This window comes from Chryseobacterium sp. 2987 (assembly GCF_031456375.1).
Classification (GTDB): domain Bacteria; phylum Bacteroidota; class Bacteroidia; order Flavobacteriales; family Weeksellaceae; genus Chryseobacterium; species Chryseobacterium vaccae.
Window position 1 is genome coordinate 777,311 of the sequence record NZ_JAVDUN010000001.1, and the last position, 16,425, is coordinate 793,735.

The 16,425-nt window shown below is 35.0% G+C and carries 19 protein-coding genes and 1 pseudogene; 18 read left to right on the top strand and 2 right to left on the bottom strand.

What is annotated here, in order from left to right; translation table 11 throughout:
- The first annotated feature begins 48 nt into the window (after positions 1 to 48).
- The 12 genes and pseudogenes from J2Y40_RS03490 (at position 49) to J2Y40_RS03540 (ending at position 9,819) form a co-directional block, all read left to right on the top strand.
- Positions 49 to 477 carry a transposase gene (locus J2Y40_RS03490; protein ID WP_309996987.1) on the top strand — a complete coding sequence of 143 codons (429 nt, stop codon included), beginning with the start codon at positions 49 to 51 and terminating at the stop codon, positions 475 to 477.
- Complete coding sequence (locus tag J2Y40_RS03495; protein ID WP_153393611.1) at positions 467 to 802, top strand: helix-turn-helix domain-containing protein; 336 nt, start codon at positions 467 to 469, stop codon at positions 800 to 802. Before J2Y40_RS03490 ends, J2Y40_RS03495 begins: the two co-directional genes overlap by 11 nt.
- Positions 803 to 913: pseudogene (locus J2Y40_RS23960) on the top strand (zinc ribbon domain-containing protein); the annotation flags it as partial. It lies immediately after the preceding gene.
- Positions 914 to 961: 48 nt separating this feature from the next.
- Positions 962 to 1,612, top strand: a complete 651-nt coding sequence (locus tag J2Y40_RS03500; protein WP_309996991.1) for a hypothetical protein — start codon at positions 962 to 964, stop codon at positions 1,610 to 1,612.
- A 191-nt stretch (positions 1,613 to 1,803) separates the two neighbouring features.
- Positions 1,804 to 2,700 carry an AraC family transcriptional regulator gene (locus tag J2Y40_RS03505; protein WP_309996994.1) on the top strand — a complete coding sequence of 299 codons (897 nt, stop codon included), beginning with the start codon at positions 1,804 to 1,806 and terminating at the stop codon, positions 2,698 to 2,700.
- A 103-nt stretch (positions 2,701 to 2,803) separates the two neighbouring features.
- Positions 2,804 to 3,607 (top strand): enoyl-CoA hydratase/isomerase family protein, encoded by an 804-nt coding sequence (locus tag J2Y40_RS03510; RefSeq protein ID WP_309996997.1) that lies wholly within the window; start codon positions 2,804 to 2,806, stop codon positions 3,605 to 3,607.
- 4 nt (positions 3,608 to 3,611) lie between these two features.
- Positions 3,612 to 4,178 (top strand): NAD(P)H-dependent oxidoreductase, encoded by a 567-nt coding sequence (locus J2Y40_RS03515; protein WP_309997000.1) that lies wholly within the window; start codon positions 3,612 to 3,614, stop codon positions 4,176 to 4,178.
- 125 nt (positions 4,179 to 4,303) lie between these two features.
- A complete protein-coding gene (locus J2Y40_RS03520) occupies positions 4,304 to 5,125 on the top strand; it encodes an SDR family NAD(P)-dependent oxidoreductase (RefSeq protein ID WP_309997003.1) in 822 nt (273 codons plus the stop codon).
- Positions 5,126 to 5,220: 95 nt separating this feature from the next.
- The gene (locus J2Y40_RS03525) at positions 5,221 to 6,429 is read left to right on the top strand and encodes an MFS transporter (RefSeq protein WP_309997005.1); all 1,209 of its coding nucleotides are present in this window, start codon (positions 5,221 to 5,223) and stop codon (positions 6,427 to 6,429) included.
- Positions 6,430 to 6,526: 97 nt separating this feature from the next.
- The gene (locus J2Y40_RS03530) at positions 6,527 to 7,435 is read left to right on the top strand and encodes an AraC family transcriptional regulator (RefSeq protein ID WP_309997008.1); all 909 of its coding nucleotides are present in this window, start codon (positions 6,527 to 6,529) and stop codon (positions 7,433 to 7,435) included.
- A 104-nt stretch (positions 7,436 to 7,539) separates the two neighbouring features.
- Positions 7,540 to 8,955, top strand: coding sequence for an aldehyde dehydrogenase family protein (locus J2Y40_RS03535; protein ID WP_309997012.1), 1,416 nt, complete (start codon positions 7,540 to 7,542; stop codon positions 8,953 to 8,955).
- Positions 8,956 to 9,021: 66 nt separating this feature from the next.
- Complete coding sequence (locus J2Y40_RS03540; RefSeq protein WP_309997015.1) at positions 9,022 to 9,819, top strand: AraC family transcriptional regulator; 798 nt, start codon at positions 9,022 to 9,024, stop codon at positions 9,817 to 9,819.
- A gap of 8 nt (positions 9,820 to 9,827) precedes the next feature.
- Here J2Y40_RS03540 and J2Y40_RS03545 read toward each other — a convergent pair whose 3' ends face one another.
- Positions 9,828 to 10,745 (bottom strand): helix-turn-helix domain-containing protein, encoded by a 918-nt coding sequence (locus tag J2Y40_RS03545; RefSeq protein ID WP_309997018.1) that lies wholly within the window; start codon positions 10,743 to 10,745, stop codon positions 9,828 to 9,830.
- 35 nt (positions 10,746 to 10,780) lie between these two features.
- Positions 10,781 to 11,584 carry an SDR family oxidoreductase gene (locus J2Y40_RS03550; protein ID WP_309997020.1) on the bottom strand — a complete coding sequence of 268 codons (804 nt, stop codon included), beginning with the start codon at positions 11,582 to 11,584 and terminating at the stop codon, positions 10,781 to 10,783.
- Positions 11,585 to 11,800: 216 nt separating this feature from the next.
- Here J2Y40_RS03550 and J2Y40_RS03555 point away from each other — a divergent pair, with 216 nt between their 5' ends.
- The 6 genes from J2Y40_RS03555 (at position 11,801) to J2Y40_RS03580 (ending at position 16,343) form a co-directional block, all read left to right on the top strand.
- Positions 11,801 to 12,028 carry a hypothetical protein gene (locus tag J2Y40_RS03555; RefSeq protein ID WP_309997024.1) on the top strand — a complete coding sequence of 76 codons (228 nt, stop codon included), beginning with the start codon at positions 11,801 to 11,803 and terminating at the stop codon, positions 12,026 to 12,028.
- 49 nt (positions 12,029 to 12,077) lie between these two features.
- Positions 12,078 to 12,536, top strand: a complete 459-nt coding sequence (locus tag J2Y40_RS03560) for a hypothetical protein (RefSeq protein ID WP_309997027.1) — start codon at positions 12,078 to 12,080, stop codon at positions 12,534 to 12,536.
- Positions 12,537 to 12,569: 33 nt separating this feature from the next.
- Positions 12,570 to 13,109 carry a carboxymuconolactone decarboxylase family protein gene (locus J2Y40_RS03565; protein ID WP_309997030.1) on the top strand — a complete coding sequence of 180 codons (540 nt, stop codon included), beginning with the start codon at positions 12,570 to 12,572 and terminating at the stop codon, positions 13,107 to 13,109.
- Between the two features lie 214 nt (positions 13,110 to 13,323).
- The gene (locus J2Y40_RS03570) at positions 13,324 to 14,301 is read left to right on the top strand and encodes an aldehyde reductase (protein WP_309997033.1); all 978 of its coding nucleotides are present in this window, start codon (positions 13,324 to 13,326) and stop codon (positions 14,299 to 14,301) included.
- 174 nt (positions 14,302 to 14,475) lie between these two features.
- Complete coding sequence (locus J2Y40_RS03575) at positions 14,476 to 15,279, top strand: AraC family transcriptional regulator (RefSeq protein WP_309997036.1); 804 nt, start codon at positions 14,476 to 14,478, stop codon at positions 15,277 to 15,279.
- A gap of 239 nt (positions 15,280 to 15,518) precedes the next feature.
- Positions 15,519 to 16,343: an SDR family NAD(P)-dependent oxidoreductase gene (locus J2Y40_RS03580; protein ID WP_309997039.1), complete on the top strand. Its 825-nt coding sequence runs from the start codon at positions 15,519 to 15,521 to the stop codon at positions 16,341 to 16,343.
- Positions 16,344 to 16,425 lie beyond the last annotated feature (82 nt).

Sequence of the window (16,425 nt, forward strand, 5' to 3'; positions counted from 1 at the left end):
GCTGTTTGCCTTTGTTCTGAAATTAGTATCAAGAGAAAAAAAATAAAAATGATATTCAAAAATATTCACATAGGACAAATGATAAATGATAGGGTTGCAGAAAGCGGGATAGAAGTATCCCGTATCTGCAATTTTTTGAAATGTCAGGAAAAAGAGATCGAAGAAATGTATAAGGCTAAAAGTATCAACACTGAGATTCTGTTAAAGTGGAGCAAGCTTTTGGAATATGATTTTTTCAGAATATATTCCCAGCATATCATCTTATATGCACCATCAATGGTAGCAAATAATACAAAAACTAAGAAATCTTCACTCCCACAATTCCGAAAAAACGTCTATACCAAAGAAATTATAGATTTTATATTGGAACTGATTGTGACCAATAAAATGACAAAGGACGAGGTAATAATAAAATACAGGATCCCTAAAACAACATTATACAAATGGATAATCAAATACAAGAAAAATGAAATATAATCCAAATACCAGTCCCGATTACAAAACCATTTATAGAGATATCCTACATCAGAAATTTCCGGATAAAATAGAGGAATGCTTACCGCTGCTCGATAAAAAATGTTTATCTGCCGTCGATATCCTCAGTCTTAACCAGAAGATTTTTGGGAATTTGGACAAAGAATCTGAACAATTTAACCAAAAACAGCACTCTTATAAGAAATCTGATATTCTGCAAATTTTAGATTATCAGAAAAAATATCAATTGAATAATAGCCAGTTAGCAAACCATTTTAAGCTAAGCCGGAACACGGTGACAAAATGGAGAAAGATATTTTTAGTTTAAATTAAGGACGAAAGGTATCCACTTCGAGGATTATTACTATGCCCCAAGTGTGGTAATAATCTGACAGCAAGTGGTTCTAAAGGAAGAAAGAAGCATTATTACTACTATCATTGTAGCTCTGCATGTGGTTTTAGGCATAATTCTGAAATTGTAAACGAATTGTTTGTTAAGGAACTTTCAAAGTATGAGTTTCAGCCTGGCATTCGCAAAGTTCTTAATACAATTATCCTTAATAATTTTAATAATGTATCAACTAGTGTAGCGGATGAAAGGAACAATGTTACGGACAGAATTAAAGCTCTTAAGGAAAGAATTTCTAGAGCAAGAGATATGTTTCTTGCAGACAAAATTGATGAAGATGATTTTAGGGATATTAAGAATAGATATAAAAAAGAGTTGGAGGAATTAGAAGAGAAACTTCTCGCAATGAAATCTAATCCTGAAAATGAAATTGAGAAGAAGTTGGCATTAGCCCTTAACGCTGTTACAAATATTGCTGATCGCTATAAAAGTGCAAATCTTATAGATAAGCGGGCAATTGTCGGTTCGATATTTCCTGAAAAGTTAGTTTTCGATGGAACAGTTTTTCGAACCGCTAAAATCAATAGCTTTGCTAAATATATCTTTTTGATTAAGAGGGAAATAGGAGGAAAAAAAAGAGGGGATCAAAATTTGAAAAATTTTAATCCCCGTCTTGTGACCTTGACGAGCGTATCTTCAAACACTTTTATAGATGACCTAGTTCGCTTGAGCCAAATTAAACAAGAATTGACAGTTTCGAATTTGGTATTTAGTTCTTTGAATTTGTAAACTTTTTACAATATAATTTTAGGAAGTTTGAAAATTCGATTTTGGCATTTTGAGATCCTAATTGACTTTATTTGTCAAACATTCATTATATATTTAGTTTTACAAAAAAATAATATCACAAGCTCAAAGAAAAAGTTCTGTCACTCAAAAACCTTGTCAAACTTATCAAACAATTTTGCAAATTTGTTGCTATGAAAACTTTCAACGATCTAACAAATTATAATAAATATCTGAATCTTTCCACACCTTTGCATCCTTTGATGGATAGCAGAGTTTGTAAGCAGGCAATACCTAATTTTCCTCAAACCAGCGGTGAAATTCAGGTTAATCTGTTTAAGATCTCATTGAAGAAAAATTTCACCGGAGATATCAATTATGGAAATAATAAATATTATACGGAGAACGGTTTAATGCTTTTCAGTGAGCCCGGACAGGTTGTTTCCTGGGACAGCCTTACATTTTGGGATGGCTATGCTTTTGTTTTTCATCCGGATCTCATTAAGCAAAATGCGATTGCCAATAAAATCAATCAGTACAAATATTTCAGTTACGAGATTAATGATGCTCTGTTTATGACGGCAGAGGAAGAAGAGGTTATTACGTGGCTTTTTACAAAAATTCATATGGAATTGATGGAAAATAAAGCTCAAGCCAACATTAATATTATTCTATCTCTATTAAATGTTGTTCTTTCCTATGCAGACGTTTTCTATGAAAGACAATTTAAAGACAAAGCAACAAAATCCATTTCCATATCTTCAAAATTAAAAAGCTTACTGCAAAACCATTATAAAGATTTATCAAAGCCTGTTTCAAATTTCCCGACTGTTTCATCGGTTGCCGAAGAGCTCAATATGTCTTCCAATTATCTTACCGACCTTATCCGCGAAGAAACCGGGAAAAGTACCATCAATGTGATTCAGGAATTTGTGATTGAGCAAGCCGAAATTTTATTACTGCAAACAGATATGAATATCAGCGATGTGGCATATCAGTTAGGTTTTTCTAACGTCCCTTATTTCTCAAGATTTTTTAAGAAGATTAAAGGTATTTCCCCAACAGAAATTAGAAATCAGGGAAAAGTATAAGGTATTCCCCGATTTGTGTTAAAAATCTAGAGTTTGTACAATTAATTTTGGACAGACAAATAATTGATGTCAAAATAGATTCACATCATCTAAAATTATTACTATGATTTTTACGACACAGAAAATAACCGAAAGCTATTGGAAAATAGCAATTAATCATCCACCAGTAAACGTATTCGACCCAGAATTTTCGGTTCAGTTAAGAACATTAATGGATGAATTGGAAGCCAACGAAAACTTAAAAGTAGTCGTTTTTGAAAGTTCCAATCCTGAATTTTATGTAGCTCACGCAGAATTGGTCAATATTTTTGATTTTCCGAAAGGAGAAGGAAAAACAGGACTTTCAAAATCTTGGCCCGATGTTGCAAAACGTCTTGAACAGGCTCCGTATGTAAGTATTGCGTCTATCAGAGGAAGAGCGAGAGGTTTGGGAAGCGAGTTTATTCAGGCTTTCGATATGCGTTTTGCGAGTAAGGAAAAAGCAATTTTCGCTCAGCCGGAAATCGGAATCGGTTCTTTTCCAGGTGGTGGTGGATTAGAGCGTCTTCATCTTTTAACAGGGAAAGCAAGAGCTCTGGAAATTATTTTGAGTGGTGACGATTATGATGCAAAAACTGCCGCTGATTATGGTTGGATTAACCGTGCATTTCCAGATAATGAGTTGGATGCATTCGTAGAAAATTTAGCCAAAAGAATCGACTCATTTGATTTGAAAATAATCCAAAAAATCAAGGCAACGATGAACGAAAGAGTAATTATTCCAAAAAATGAACAAATTATGGAAACTCAAATAGCCTTCTTTGCATCACTGATAGAGCCTGAAGCAAGAACCAGAATCAAAAAATTATTAGATCAGGGATTGCAGACTTATGGCGATGTGGAACTTAATCTTGGTAAATATCTATAATTAAATGAAAGCATTAATCATCAACGGTCATATCAAATGGCCACAAATCGCAGAAGGAAATCTTAATAAAACCATCTTTGAAAAAAGTAAAAAGATCTTCGAAGAAAGAGGATATGAAATTCAGGAAACCAGCATTGATAACGACTACGAAATTCCTCAGGAAATTGATAAGTGGGTAAATGCAGATTTTATACTCTTTCATTTCCCGATCAACTGGTTTGGAATGCCGGCGAAAACAAAAGACTACATCGATAAAGTTTTGATGAGCGGTTATGGGAAAATTTATGCGGGAGACGGGAGAAATAATGGCGGAAACTATGGAACCGGTGGCCTTCTACAAAGCAAAGGAATGATTGTCAATACCTGGAATGCTCCCGAAGAAACTTTTGGAAACTCAGGTCAGCTGCTTGAAGATTTTTCGATGGAAGAATTTACGAGACCATTTACAGCAATGCTCCAGTTTGTGGGAGTTCAGCCATTGAAGACATTTGCTTTCTATGATGTTTTTAAAAATCCGAATATCGAACAGGAGTTGATTTCTTTTGAAGATCATCTTAAAACTTACATTTAAAATAATAAATAACACATCGTAATTCTGTGCTATTCTTCCGCTGATTTGAGCTACAAACGCAGATGCAATGCGATATAACTTTGTCCTATCAAAATTAAAGAACAAAACAATTAAAATTTTTTAAAATGGAAAAGACAATTTTTATCACTGGAGCATCAAGAGGATTCGGAAAACTTTGGACAGAGGCATTTCTTAAAAGAGGTGACAAAGTAGCAGCAACATCAAGAAATATTGAAGCATACAAAGATTTGGCGGAGCAGTATCCCGACTCTTTCCTTCCTATCTCTTTAGACATTACCAACAGAGAAGCTGTTTTTGAAGCAGTAAACCAAGCTAAAGATCATTTCGGAAAACTTGATGTTGTAATTAATAATGCTGGTTATGGTGTTTTTGGTGCAGTGGAAGAAGTAGGAGAGAAGGTTACAAAAGACGTTTTTGAGGCTAACGTTTTTGGAACGCTTTGGGTAACTCAGGCAGCTTTGCCGATTTTTAGAGCACAGGGAAGTGGTCACGTTATTCAGTTATCAAGTGTTTTGGGTGTTTGGAGTTTACCAACACTAGGAATTTACAATGCGACAAAATTTGCAGTTGAAGGTTTTAGTGAAGCTTTGGCAAGTGAAGTAAAAGATTTTGGAATTAATGTGACAATGATTGAACCTAATGGCTACACAACCGATTTTGGAGGTAGTTCAGCGGTTCACGGTGATGCCATTCCTGCTTATGATACTTTGAAATCAAGCTTGGGAGAAGCAGAAGGTTTACTGCCTGAAGATTATGGAAAACCGGAAGCAACGGTTCCTGCTATTTTGAAATTAATTGACAGTGAAAACCCGCCACTTCGTTTATTCTTAGGAAAAGTAGGATTGAGAAAGACGGAAAGAGTGTATGCAGAAAAACTTCAAGTTTGGAATGACTGGAAAGAAGTTTCTGAGGCGGCTCACGGGTAATAATCAGAATAGAAAAAATTAGGTAAATCCAGTCTTGTATTGGATTTACTTTTTTTGTTTAAAATCAAATATTCTTGCTTATAAAATCAATTATAATGAAATTTCAAAATACAAAATATCTATACATCAGCACACTGCTTGCATTTATCCTGATTCCACTCGGAGGTTTGACGACGGATATCTATATTCCGTCACTTCCCGCGATGGCAGAAGATTTGAATGTCCCAGTTGAAAAAGTACAGGTGTCATTGCTTTTATTTATGCTAAGTTCAGGATTTAGCCAGCTTTTTATTGGCAGTATTCTCGATAGTTTTGGCAGATATAGAATCAATATTTTTGCACTGATTACCTTTTCTTTAGCCAGTTTTATCATTGCATTGGTTCCGGAGATTTATGTCATTTATATGATGAGAATTGTTCAGGGAATCACCGTTTCACTGATTATTGTGGGAAAACGGGCTTTTTTTGTTGACCTTTATAAAGGTGAGAAACTGAAACATTACACCAGTCTTTTTTCTATTGTCTGGGCAACAGCCCCTATCGTGGCGCCGTTTATCGGAGGCTATTTGCAGGTGCTTTTCGGATGGCAATCGAATTTCTATCTTTTAGGAGTACTTACTGTTATCATATTACTTTTCGAACTTCGGTTTACAGGAGAATCTTTACAAAGCTTTCAGGTTTTTAAAAGAAAAGAGATTATTGCTGTTTACAGAAAAATGCTGGGAACGCCTGATTTTTATTTGGGATTAATAATTATTGGTTTAAGTTATTCACTTCTTGTGATTTACGGAATGGTGAGTCCATTTATAATCGAAAAAGTGTACGGATTTTCTCCTGTTGTAACGGGATATAGTTCTTTAGCTTCCGGAATTGCATTAATGAGTGGCGGAGTTATCTCTAAATTAATGATTAAAAAGGGACTTTTTACAAAAATAAATTCTGCAATAGTATTACAATTAATCCTAGTTTTACTAATGCTTGCGGTGACTTCAAAATATGATGGAATAGTATTTTTACTAGGTTTTACTTTATCATTACATCTTTTATCAGGCTTCATTTTTAATAATGTTTATGCGTACAGTTTACAAAGATTTACAACAAATGCCGGAATTGCAAGCGGTTTAACAGGTGGTGGTGTTTATGTTGTAAGTTCAGTCGCGGGTTATGGATTAATTAATCTGTTTGAAATTAAAGATATCCAGACATTTGCTTTGGTTAATTTTATCATTGTAGCTGTATTATTCCTCACCATTTTATTGTTCAAAAGGGCTTCAAGACTGCAACTGCATGAAAAAATCGTATAGATAAGTTAATTACTATACAAAATGGAAGTAATTGCTACGTCTGTTTTTTTATTTACTAAATTTGATAAAACTTAAAAACTTCTAACCCCAATTAAGTATGGAAAAAATCAATCACTATAAAAGCATCGTAGAGTTGCACGAGAAAAGCGGTTTCGAACCTCCGAAGAATCCTCTTTTGAGTTTGATGACCTGCAAAGAATTAATGACATACTCTGTCGGTGAAGACCGTTTTACAGGAGACTTTTATATGATTGGTTTGAAGAAAATCAAGTCTGGTTATGTATTGTACGGCAAAACCAAATACGACCACAACAATGGTTCAGCAGTTTTTATGAAACCTAGACAAATCATCGAAGTTCGTAATGTTCAGTTTGCTGAAAAAGGTTTTGTAATGTTTTTCCACGAAGATTATTTGTCGGGACATCCGTTGAATGAGCAAATCAAAAAGTACGGTTATTTCGAATATGAAATTAATGAAGCACTTCACATTTCGCCTTCGGAAGAAGTGATTATGTGGGAACTTTATGAAAAAATCAGAAGAGAGTATGAGGAAAACTCTGACGAATTCAGCAGAGAAATCATCCTTTCGCATATCGATTCTATTTTAAAATATTCTGACCGTTTCTATAAAAGACAGTTCATCGACAGAAGTACCAATGTTTCAGGAAGTATGGTTAAAAAATTCCTGACGGTTCTGGATGATTATTTCAAGGATAATAAACACATTGAAGACGGTTTACCAAGTGTCAATTTTATGGCTGGAAAACTTGCGGTTTCTCCCCGTTATCTCAGTGATATTCTGAAACAGGAAACCGGTAAAACAGCCTTGGAACACGTTCATATTTATTTGATCAGCGAAGCCAAAAATCTGTTGCTGAGTTCAGAAAATAATGTTGCAGGAATTGCCTATGACTTAGGCTTCGAAAGTCCATCTTATTTTACAAGATTATTTAAAAAAGTGGTTGGGGTAACGCCTGTTCAGTATAAAAAAGAGGCGGTTAAATAAAATTCAAATATTAAAGACTGAACTTTTTTACAAACTAAAATTGAGCTTTTTTACAAAGTTTGTCTTTCATTTCTCAAATAATTTTGTACTATAAATTTTTAGAAATGAAAACAGTAAACAAAATTTACATCAATGGCGAGTTTGTAACACCTCACGGAACTGAAGCTTTAGAATTAATCAATCCGTCTAATAACCAAAAAATAGGAGAGATAATTCTGGCCGACGAAGAGGATACCCGAAATGCCATCACAGCAGCGAAAGAAGCTTTCAAAAACTTTTCAAAATCTACAGTTGAGGAACGAATTTCTTATCTTGAAAAACTTAAAACCGCAGTAGAGAAAAGAAAGCAGGATTTTACAGAAGTGATGATTGAAGAGTACGGCGGAACTTTTCAGTTTTCTTCAATGAGTAACGAGTTTACAGGACTTTGGTTTGATTCAATGATAGAATCAATCCGAAATTTTGAATTTGAACAAACCATTAATTCTTCAAAAGTCCTTTTACAACCTGTCGGTGTTGTAGGAATTATCACTCCTTGGAATGCCAGTAACAGCTCGGTTTGTAGTAAAGTTGCCACAGCTCTCGCCGCAGGTTGTACAGTCGTTATCAAACCAAGTGAAATGAGCGGTCTGCAGACTCAGGTGTTGATGGAAGCCTTTCACGATGCGGGTTTGCCAAAAGGAATTATCAATTTTGTAACAGGCTTGGGAAATGTAGTTGGAACAGAATTAACTATTAATCCTACTATTTCAAAAATTTCGTTCACAGGTTCTACAGCGATTGGGAAGCTTATTGCGAAAACTGCTGTCGATACTATGAAAAGAATGACTCTTGAGTTAGGTGGAAAATCACCCAATATTATTTTGGATGATGCCAATCTTGAAGAAGTGATTCCTACAGCGATTTTCGGAGCGTATATGAACAGCGGACAAGCCTGTATTGCGCCAACAAGACTTTTGGTTCCTGAAAATCAAATCGAAAAAGTGAATGAAATCGCCAAAGCAACCGCAGAAAAAGTGGTGGTAGGATTACCCCAAAATGATGATACAAATGTTGGCCCGATGGTGAGTGTAAAACAATTTGAAAGGGTTCAAAATTACATCAAAATCGGATTGGAAGAAGGCGCAATAGTTTTAGCCGGAGGAGAAGGTAAACCTGAAGGACTGGAAGCCGGAAATTTTGTAAAACCGACCATTTTTACCAACGTAAACAATAAAATGAGAATTGCTCAAGAAGAGATTTTCGGACCTGTACTATCCATTATTCCTTACAAAACAGAAGAAGAAGCGATAGAAATTGCAAACGATACGCCATACGGTTTAGCAGCTTATATCAGTTCTTCTGATGTGGAAAGAGCTCAGAAAGTAGCTTCACAGATTGATGCCGGAAGAGTTTGTATCAACGGCTTTAAGCATGACCCAATGGTTCCGTTTGGAGGTTTCAAACAGTCCGGAATTGGCAGAGAATACGGTGTGTATGGTTTAGAAGCTTATCTTGAACCGAAAGCTGTTCTACAATAATATTTTGTACATTTAATAAAGCGTTGTTTCAAAAAATGATGCTTTGTCTTTTAGCATTCAATCAAAATGGAAAAATCTGATATTGTCTATTCCTGCTATCACGAGGTAAGCCGAAAAGGCGAAAATTTTGTTCCTCAGCACGTACTTTCTTTTCAGATGTCGGGAACTTTTGTTTTATCTGATGGACAGGAGAAATACATTGCAAATGAAGGTGATTTTAATTTGATTAGAAAAAATCAACTGGTAAAATTCACCAAATGTCCGCCTGAAAATGGAATTTTTGAAAGCCTGAATATTTATCTGAATCAGGAAGTTTTACAGAGTATGGCAAAGGAATATCATTTTTCATCCAATCATTCTGAGGTTCCAAAACCTTTGGTTTCTATTAAAGTAAATGCTGTGCTTCAGAATTATATTACATCATTGCAAACCATTATTGAAAATCCAAAACTGCTTACCAAAGATTTTATCGATCTTAAAATTAAAGAGTTATTATTTATCTTAATCGAGACACAGCCTGAACTCAAAAATATTCTCTTCGATTTTTCAGAACCTTTTAAAATTGATTTGGAGTCTTTTATGATTCAAAATTACAAATACAACGTCAATTTGGATCGTTTTGCTTATCTAACGGGAAGAAGTTTAGCGACTTTCAAGCGTGATTTTGAGAAGATTTTTCACTCTTCACCACACAAATGGATTTTGCAGAAACGTCTGGACGAAGCTTATTTTTTAATAAAAGAAAAACAGCAATCACCTTCGGAAATCTATGTAGATTTAGGCTTTGAAGATCTTTCTCATTTTTCTTATGCCTTTAAAAAACAGTTTGGATTTAGTCCGAAAAACATCACAGCAACACTTTAACGATTTAATTAATTCTGCTCTGGAAACTGTTTTCTGAAATGCAGTGGAGAGCTCCCAGCTTTGGTTTTGAAAATTTTGGTAAAGTGGGAGGGATGTTCAAATCCGAGTTCATAAGCAATCTCACTTATAGATTTCGTAGTTCCCAGCAGGATGTTTTTCGCTTTATCCACTAGTTTAAGGTGGATGTGCTCTATTGTTGTTTTGCCTGTGAATTTACCAAGTAAATCGGATAAATAGTTGGGAGAAAGATTCAGTTTTTCTGCGAAATATTTTACTTCGGGAATACCTTTTTCAATCAATTGTTCATCATTGAAATAGTCATTAAGAAGAGTTTCAAAACGTTGGGTAACATCGTTTCCATTTTTATTTCGGGTAAAAAACTGTCGGTCGTAAAACCGGTCAGAGTAATTTAACAGCATTTCAATTTGATTTAAAATCAAACCTTGTGTGTGACGGTCGATATTCTGGGAATATTCTTTTTTGATTCTTACAATCACTTCATCAAGCAAAGCTTTTTCATCTTCCGAAATATGAAGTGCCTCGTTGCTTTCGTATTGGAAAAAGCTGTATTTCTGAATTTTCTTTGCTAAAGTTGAACCATATATAAAATCAGGGTGAAATGCCAGAAACCAGCCTTCCTCAATCTCTGTATCTGCACTTGGACTCATTACTTGATTGGGAGCAGTAAACATCAAAGTTCCTTCCTGAAAATCATAACTTGAGCGTCCATATTTTAAACTTCCCTTAAATTTTTTGTAAACAACAGTGTACAAATCAAGGCTGTAAAGATAGTCTGCAAAATTTTCATCGGATCGGCTTACGTTTTTCAGATCAATTACCGTGATCAAAGGATGTTTTTGACTTCCACTATTATAAAAGCGATGAAGGTCTGCAACGGATTTGATGGAAATGAAAGCTTCTGACATTTTTCTGATTTTAGTTAAAATTAAAGGTTTTAAGATTATTCCTGCATTAATTTTAGAAAATCTTCCTCAGAATTTTTATTTTTCAAATCGATATAAAACTGTGCATCTTCGCCAATCACATATCTTAATTTGGGAAGTTGATCTGTTGCTGCACCAAAAATAGTTTCTGCAACTTCTTCTGCGCTCGCTTTTGGCAGATGTTCAGTACGCTTGGTGAATTTCGGGATAAATGATGCCAATTCCGCATTATATTCTTCAATCGTATTCTGAATCATTTCGATTCCGCTTCTGAAATTGGTGGCGATGCTTCCCGGTTCTACAATTTTCACATCGATTCCAAACGAAGAAACTTCAAAATGTAAAGCCTCTGAAAATCCTTCCACTGCAAATTTTGAGCTGTTGTATAAACTGGCAAATGGTCCCGCTGTAATTCCTCCGAACGAAGAAATATTGATGATTGTTCCTTTTCTCTGAGCTCTCATTACCGGTAATACGGCTTTGGTGACATTCATTAAACCAAAAACATTTACTTCAAATTGCTTCTGAATTTGTTCAGGGCTTGAAGATTCAAAAACACCCATTAATCCGTAACCTGCACTGTTTAACAGTACATCAATCGAACCGAATTTTTCTGTTCCCTGTTTAATTGCTTCTTGGATTTGCTTTGGATCTGTCACATCAAGTTTTACCAAAAGAATATTCTCAAGGAGATTCAGCTCGTTTTCGTTTTCCGGTGAACGAATTGCGGCAATGACATTCCATCCTTTTTGCTGAAATAATTTGGCGGTTGCTTTTCCCAATCCCGATGATGCACCGGTGATGAATACTGTATTGTTCATAATGAATTTGTTTAAAATTTCTTAGACAAAGTTCGGATAAGTGGAAACCAATGACTTGTCGATTTTACGGAATGTCTTATACATTTCTACGATTTTGACCGAAAGGTAATTCTGTGCTATTCTTCCTCTGAAATGGGCTACACTTTACGCATTGGGCGGAGCTAACTTTGTATCAACAAAACCAAACAATTTAATAACACCTAAAAATTAAAAAAAATGGAAACTTCAACTCAGACATTAGTAAACAAAGTTTTGACGGCTCACGGAATCAACAGTGCTGCGGAATTTCAGACGGTAAAAATCCATACTCAAATTGGTGGGGCAGTGTGGGGAATGAAAGGGCACGAAAACGCTTTAAGCGATGTACAGTTTATCGGTTCTTTAAAAGAACAAAAAAGTATTTGGGAAAATATTTTTAAAAGAAAATTATACTTCATCTTTTGAGCCCGGAAAAGTTCAGTTATTCGATGAAAACGGGGAATTACTTGAATCATTGGAAAACCCGAGAGCATCTTTCAAAGGCCATACAGTGGAAACCCCTTGGACAAGAACACAACTAATCTATTTTTCCAGCTATGCAACGTGGAATTATGCTACAGCGCCATTTAATTTTCTGGTTCCCGGTATTGAAATTAATCAGTTTGAATCCTGGAATGAGAACGGTGAAATTTTAGACAGATTGGAAGTAATTTATCCCGATGGTTTCGCCACTCACAGCAAAAGACAGATATTTTACTTCAATCAAGACGGACTTTTAAAACGTCATGACTATTGGCCTGAAGTTTTAGGAGGTTCTTCCGCAACACAAATCATTGAAGAATATCAAGAATTTGAGGGAATAAAAACAGGCACAAAAAGAAATATCTATGTCCTGAATGATGAAGATAACTCTTACAACAAAGATTTCGTCTTGGTGTCTATCAATATCAAAGAAGTAAAATTCGAAAAATAATTAGTTATAAATAACATTTAAAAATCATAAAAAATGAAAACAATTACAGTACCTGAAAAGAAGCAGCTGAGTTTTGGCGCACAGAGCATTTTAGAATCAGTTGAGAAAAAAATGGGAAAAATTCCCAATTTGTATGCAACCACCGGTTATTCTTCATCCGCATTAAAGTCGATGTTAGAGACGGAAGCTGCACTTTCGCACGACTCATCCTTTACAGGAAAAGAAAGAGAAGCCATCAATCTTATTGTTTCTCAGGTTAACGAATGTGACTACTGTTTGGCGGCGCATACAACTTTAGCAAAAATGAGAGGTTTTACAGAAGACGAAACAATTGAAATCAGAAAGGGAAATTCTGAAAATCCTAAATTGAATGCAATAATCAAATTGGCTCAGTCTATTGCAAGCCACAAAGGAAATGCAGGAAATGGAGCTTTAGAAAATTTCTTCAATGCAGGTTATGATGAAAAAGCTTTGATCGAACTGACTGCTTTGATAGCACTGAGAAGCTTTACTAATTATGTATTTGCCAACACTCAGATTCCGATCGATTTTCCTTTGGCGCAGGCTATTTAATAAAGTGTTTTAATATAAGTGTTTAGTTTTAAGGGAAGCCTTATGAATTTATTTTCGGAAGGCTTTTTAGAGAGAATGCTTTTGCTAAAGTTTGTTTTGACAGTATTACAAACCCTGAAGTTGGAAAACTGACCTTTTGAACAAATAAAAATTGACCTTTAAAACAAAATAACCGCTACAATTAATTCTCAACTTTGCTTAATAAATTTTAATAATGGGAAATATACAAACGAACAAAACCGTTTTGGTAACGGGAGGAACAGGATTTTTAGGAATTCATATCATTTTACAATTATTGCATCAAGATTTTAAGGTGAAAACTACGCTTCGATCATTATCTAAAAAGGATGTAATTATTAAAGCATTGCAACAGGGCGGAATCGAAGATTTTTCTAACCTTTCTTTTTATGAAGCAGATCTTACCGAAGATAAAAATTGGGATGAAGCGGTTAAAAACTGTGGTTATGTACTTCACGTAGCATCACCCTTTCCTGCGCAAGATCCGAAAGATGAAAACGAGCTTATTATACCTGCAAGAGACGGCGCACTTCGTATCCTGAAAGCGTCTCGTGATGCAAGAGTAAAAAGAGTGGTGCTAACATCATCTTTTGCGGCTGTTGGTTACAGTATCAATAGTGAAAACCATATTTTTACAGAAAAAGACTGGACGGATTCGAATGTAGAACTTCCTGCTTACATCAAGTCCAAAACGATTGCTGAACAGTCGGCTTGGGAATTTATTGAAAAACAAGGAAATGGTTTGGAGCTATCGGTTATCAATCCTGTTGGAATTTTTGGTCCTGTAATTGGAGGCATTACTTCTGCTTCACTGGATGTTGCCGTTTCTGGAATTCTTAAAGGAAATTTAGAGTACACGCCAACTTTTACAATGGGTGTTGTAGATGTGAGAGATGTTGCTGATATTCATATAAAAGCAATGCTTAATCCGCAAGCTAGCGGAGAACGCTTTATTGCCACTTCAGAAGGCGTAATGAGCTTTTATGATGTTGCAGAGTTATTCAAAAAAGAGAGACCTCAATATACATCAACAATCAAAAACCTTGAACCCATTGGCAGAGAGTTCTACAAGGAGATATCCAATAATAAAGCGAGAACTATTCTTCATTGGAATCCAAGAAGCCGTGAAGAAGCACTTTTGGCAAGCGCAGATAGTTTGAATGAAAATTTTTAATTTTGTTTAGGAAGATACTCATTTCCTAATCTTGTTTTGGGATTTATCTAAGTATGGCCTTGGCTTTTCTATAAATAGTTGAGTGCTTTTGAATGATTTGAGTTTTTTTAGATAAAATCAATGTTAAGGAAAGGAGCAAATGCAGCGGTAAGTCTTTTCAATAAAATAAATAAGATGAAATTTAATAATATACAATCTTGTCATTTGGGTCCGGAAATTTCTCCAGAGCAATTTATTCCGGAGCATTTCTTTTTGTTTTTACTGAAAGGTTCTATGGTAGCTTACGACGGTTATAAATACTATTCGATGAAACAAGGAGATTATTGTATCGCCAGAAAAAATCATCTCGTACGATATACAAAGCATAAAGAAGACGGGCAGTTTGAAAAGGTAATTATTGCTTTTGACGAGGCTTTTTTAAAGAAATTTTTGGAACGACATCCTTATCAGGCGGAAGCTACCGACAATAATGACTCTTTTTTGTTTGCAAAAGAAGATAAATTGATTAAAAGTTACATCGATTCATTAGAACCTTATTATAATGGAAAAGAGCAAATTGAAGCGACTTTTGTGGATGTTAAACGAGAAGAATTGTTGATGATTTTGTTAAAGAATCACTCAAGTTTAAAAGATATTTTCTTCAATTTCAATAGTCCTCATAAGGCTGATTTGGAATTGTTTATGAATAGTAATTATAAATTTAATATCAGCCTTGAGCGTTTTGCGTATCTTTCAGGACGAAGTTTATCTACCTTTAAAAGAGAATTCAAGACTATTTTTGGTACTCCACCTGGGAAATGGCTCACTAATCGCAGACTTCAGGAAGCTCGTTATCTTTTGGAGCACGAGCATAAAAAGCCCAATGAGATTTATTTTGAACTTGGTTTTGAAGACCTTTCACATTTTTCATTTGCTTTTAAAAAGCAATTTGGTGACAGTCCTAAAAATATTGTAAGTAAAAAAACGATTGTACATTAATTTTGATGGATAGTTCTTATCTCAGTATTTTATAAAAATCTTTCAGAATTTTTTTCTGAAAGATTTTTGATGATTAATTAAAGATAAACAGTCTAATTTTAAGGCCAAACTGCCTTTTCTAATTAATTAGAAATCTTTTTAACGTATTTCTGTGCTATTTTTCAGCTAAAATGAGCTACATATTCCGTTGAGTTTGATGATAACTTTGCTTCATTAAATAACACTAAAAAATTAAAACAATGAGTAAAATAGTTTTTATCACAGGAGCATCAAAAGGATTCGGAAAATTATGGGCTGAAGCACTTTTGGAAAGAGGAGACAAAGTAGTGGCAACCGCAAGAAACGTTTCTGCCTTACAGGATTTGAAAGAGAAATACGGCGACAATATTCTTCCTTTAAAACTGGATGTCAGCAACCGTTCAGAAGTTTTTGAAGTAACGGATCAAGTAGAAAAACACTTCGGAAGAATAGATGTTTTGATTAACAATGCCGGTTTTGGATTGTTCGGAACAACGGAAGAAACTACGGAACAGCAGGCGAGAGAACAAATGGAAACCAACTTTTTCGGTTCACTTTGGGTAGCACAGGCTGTTTTACCGGTGATGAGAAAACAGAAAAGCGGACATATTATCCAGATTTCCAGCTTTTTGGGATTAACGACTTTGCCGCTTTTAGGATTGTACAACGCTTCAAAATTTGCAGTGGAAGGGTTGATTGAAACTATCGGTTCGGAAACTGCACATTTGGGAATCAAAACGACTTTAATTGAACCTAATGGATTTGCAACAGATTGGGCAGGAGCTTCGGCGGTTCAGACTTCTTCCGATATTGCAGATTATAATCCGGTACGTATGGCTTTTGCAGAATCTGGCGACAATCCTGATACCTGGGGAAAACCGGAAGCGACCGTGGAACCTGTTTTAAACCTTATCGACAATCAAAATCCTCCGCAAAGAGTATTGTTTGGGAAAATTGCTTATCACGTTATAAATGAGGTTTACACGAAAAGATTAAACGAGATCCAAAACTGGAAAGAAGTGAGTATCGCTGCTCACGGCCATTAGTTAAAATTTAAAATCTAAATCAGCGGTGCAAATAACAATGTTTTTTTGTGCTAGTGTTCCGCTGATTTGTGAAATTAATTCC

Bases quoted from the DNA above. Each gene is read 5' to 3' on its own strand.
- J2Y40_RS03550 (WP_309997020.1), bottom strand. From the start codon at position 11,584: ATGAACAATACAGTATTCATCACCGGTGCATCATCGGGATTGGGAAAA.
- J2Y40_RS03495 (WP_153393611.1), top strand. From the start codon at position 467: ATGAAATATAATCCAAATACCAGTCCCGATTACAAAACCATTTATAGA.
- J2Y40_RS03575 (WP_309997036.1), top strand. From the start codon at position 14,476: ATGAAATTTAATAATATACAATCTTGTCATTTGGGTCCGGAAATTTCT.
- J2Y40_RS03535 (WP_309997012.1), top strand. From the start codon at position 7,540: ATGAAAACAGTAAACAAAATTTACATCAATGGCGAGTTTGTAACACCT.
- J2Y40_RS03520 (WP_309997003.1), top strand. From the start codon at position 4,304: ATGGAAAAGACAATTTTTATCACTGGAGCATCAAGAGGATTCGGAAAA.
- J2Y40_RS03570 (WP_309997033.1), top strand. From the start codon at position 13,324: ATGGGAAATATACAAACGAACAAAACCGTTTTGGTAACGGGAGGAACA.
- J2Y40_RS03540 (WP_309997015.1), top strand. From the start codon at position 9,022: ATGGAAAAATCTGATATTGTCTATTCCTGCTATCACGAGGTAAGCCGA.
- J2Y40_RS03565 (WP_309997030.1), top strand. From the start codon at position 12,570: ATGAAAACAATTACAGTACCTGAAAAGAAGCAGCTGAGTTTTGGCGCA.
- J2Y40_RS03530 (WP_309997008.1), top strand. From the start codon at position 6,527: ATGGAAAAAATCAATCACTATAAAAGCATCGTAGAGTTGCACGAGAAA.
- J2Y40_RS03515 (WP_309997000.1), top strand. From the start codon at position 3,612: ATGAAAGCATTAATCATCAACGGTCATATCAAATGGCCACAAATCGCA.
- J2Y40_RS03490 (WP_309996987.1), top strand. From the start codon at position 49: ATGATATTCAAAAATATTCACATAGGACAAATGATAAATGATAGGGTT.
- J2Y40_RS03555 (WP_309997024.1), top strand. From the start codon at position 11,801: ATGGAAACTTCAACTCAGACATTAGTAAACAAAGTTTTGACGGCTCAC.
- J2Y40_RS03510 (WP_309996997.1), top strand. From the start codon at position 2,804: ATGATTTTTACGACACAGAAAATAACCGAAAGCTATTGGAAAATAGCA.
- J2Y40_RS03525 (WP_309997005.1), top strand. From the start codon at position 5,221: ATGAAATTTCAAAATACAAAATATCTATACATCAGCACACTGCTTGCA.
- J2Y40_RS03505 (WP_309996994.1), top strand. From the start codon at position 1,804: ATGAAAACTTTCAACGATCTAACAAATTATAATAAATATCTGAATCTT.
- J2Y40_RS03545 (WP_309997018.1), bottom strand. From the start codon at position 10,745: ATGTCAGAAGCTTTCATTTCCATCAAATCCGTTGCAGACCTTCATCGC.
- J2Y40_RS03580 (WP_309997039.1), top strand. From the start codon at position 15,519: ATGAGTAAAATAGTTTTTATCACAGGAGCATCAAAAGGATTCGGAAAA.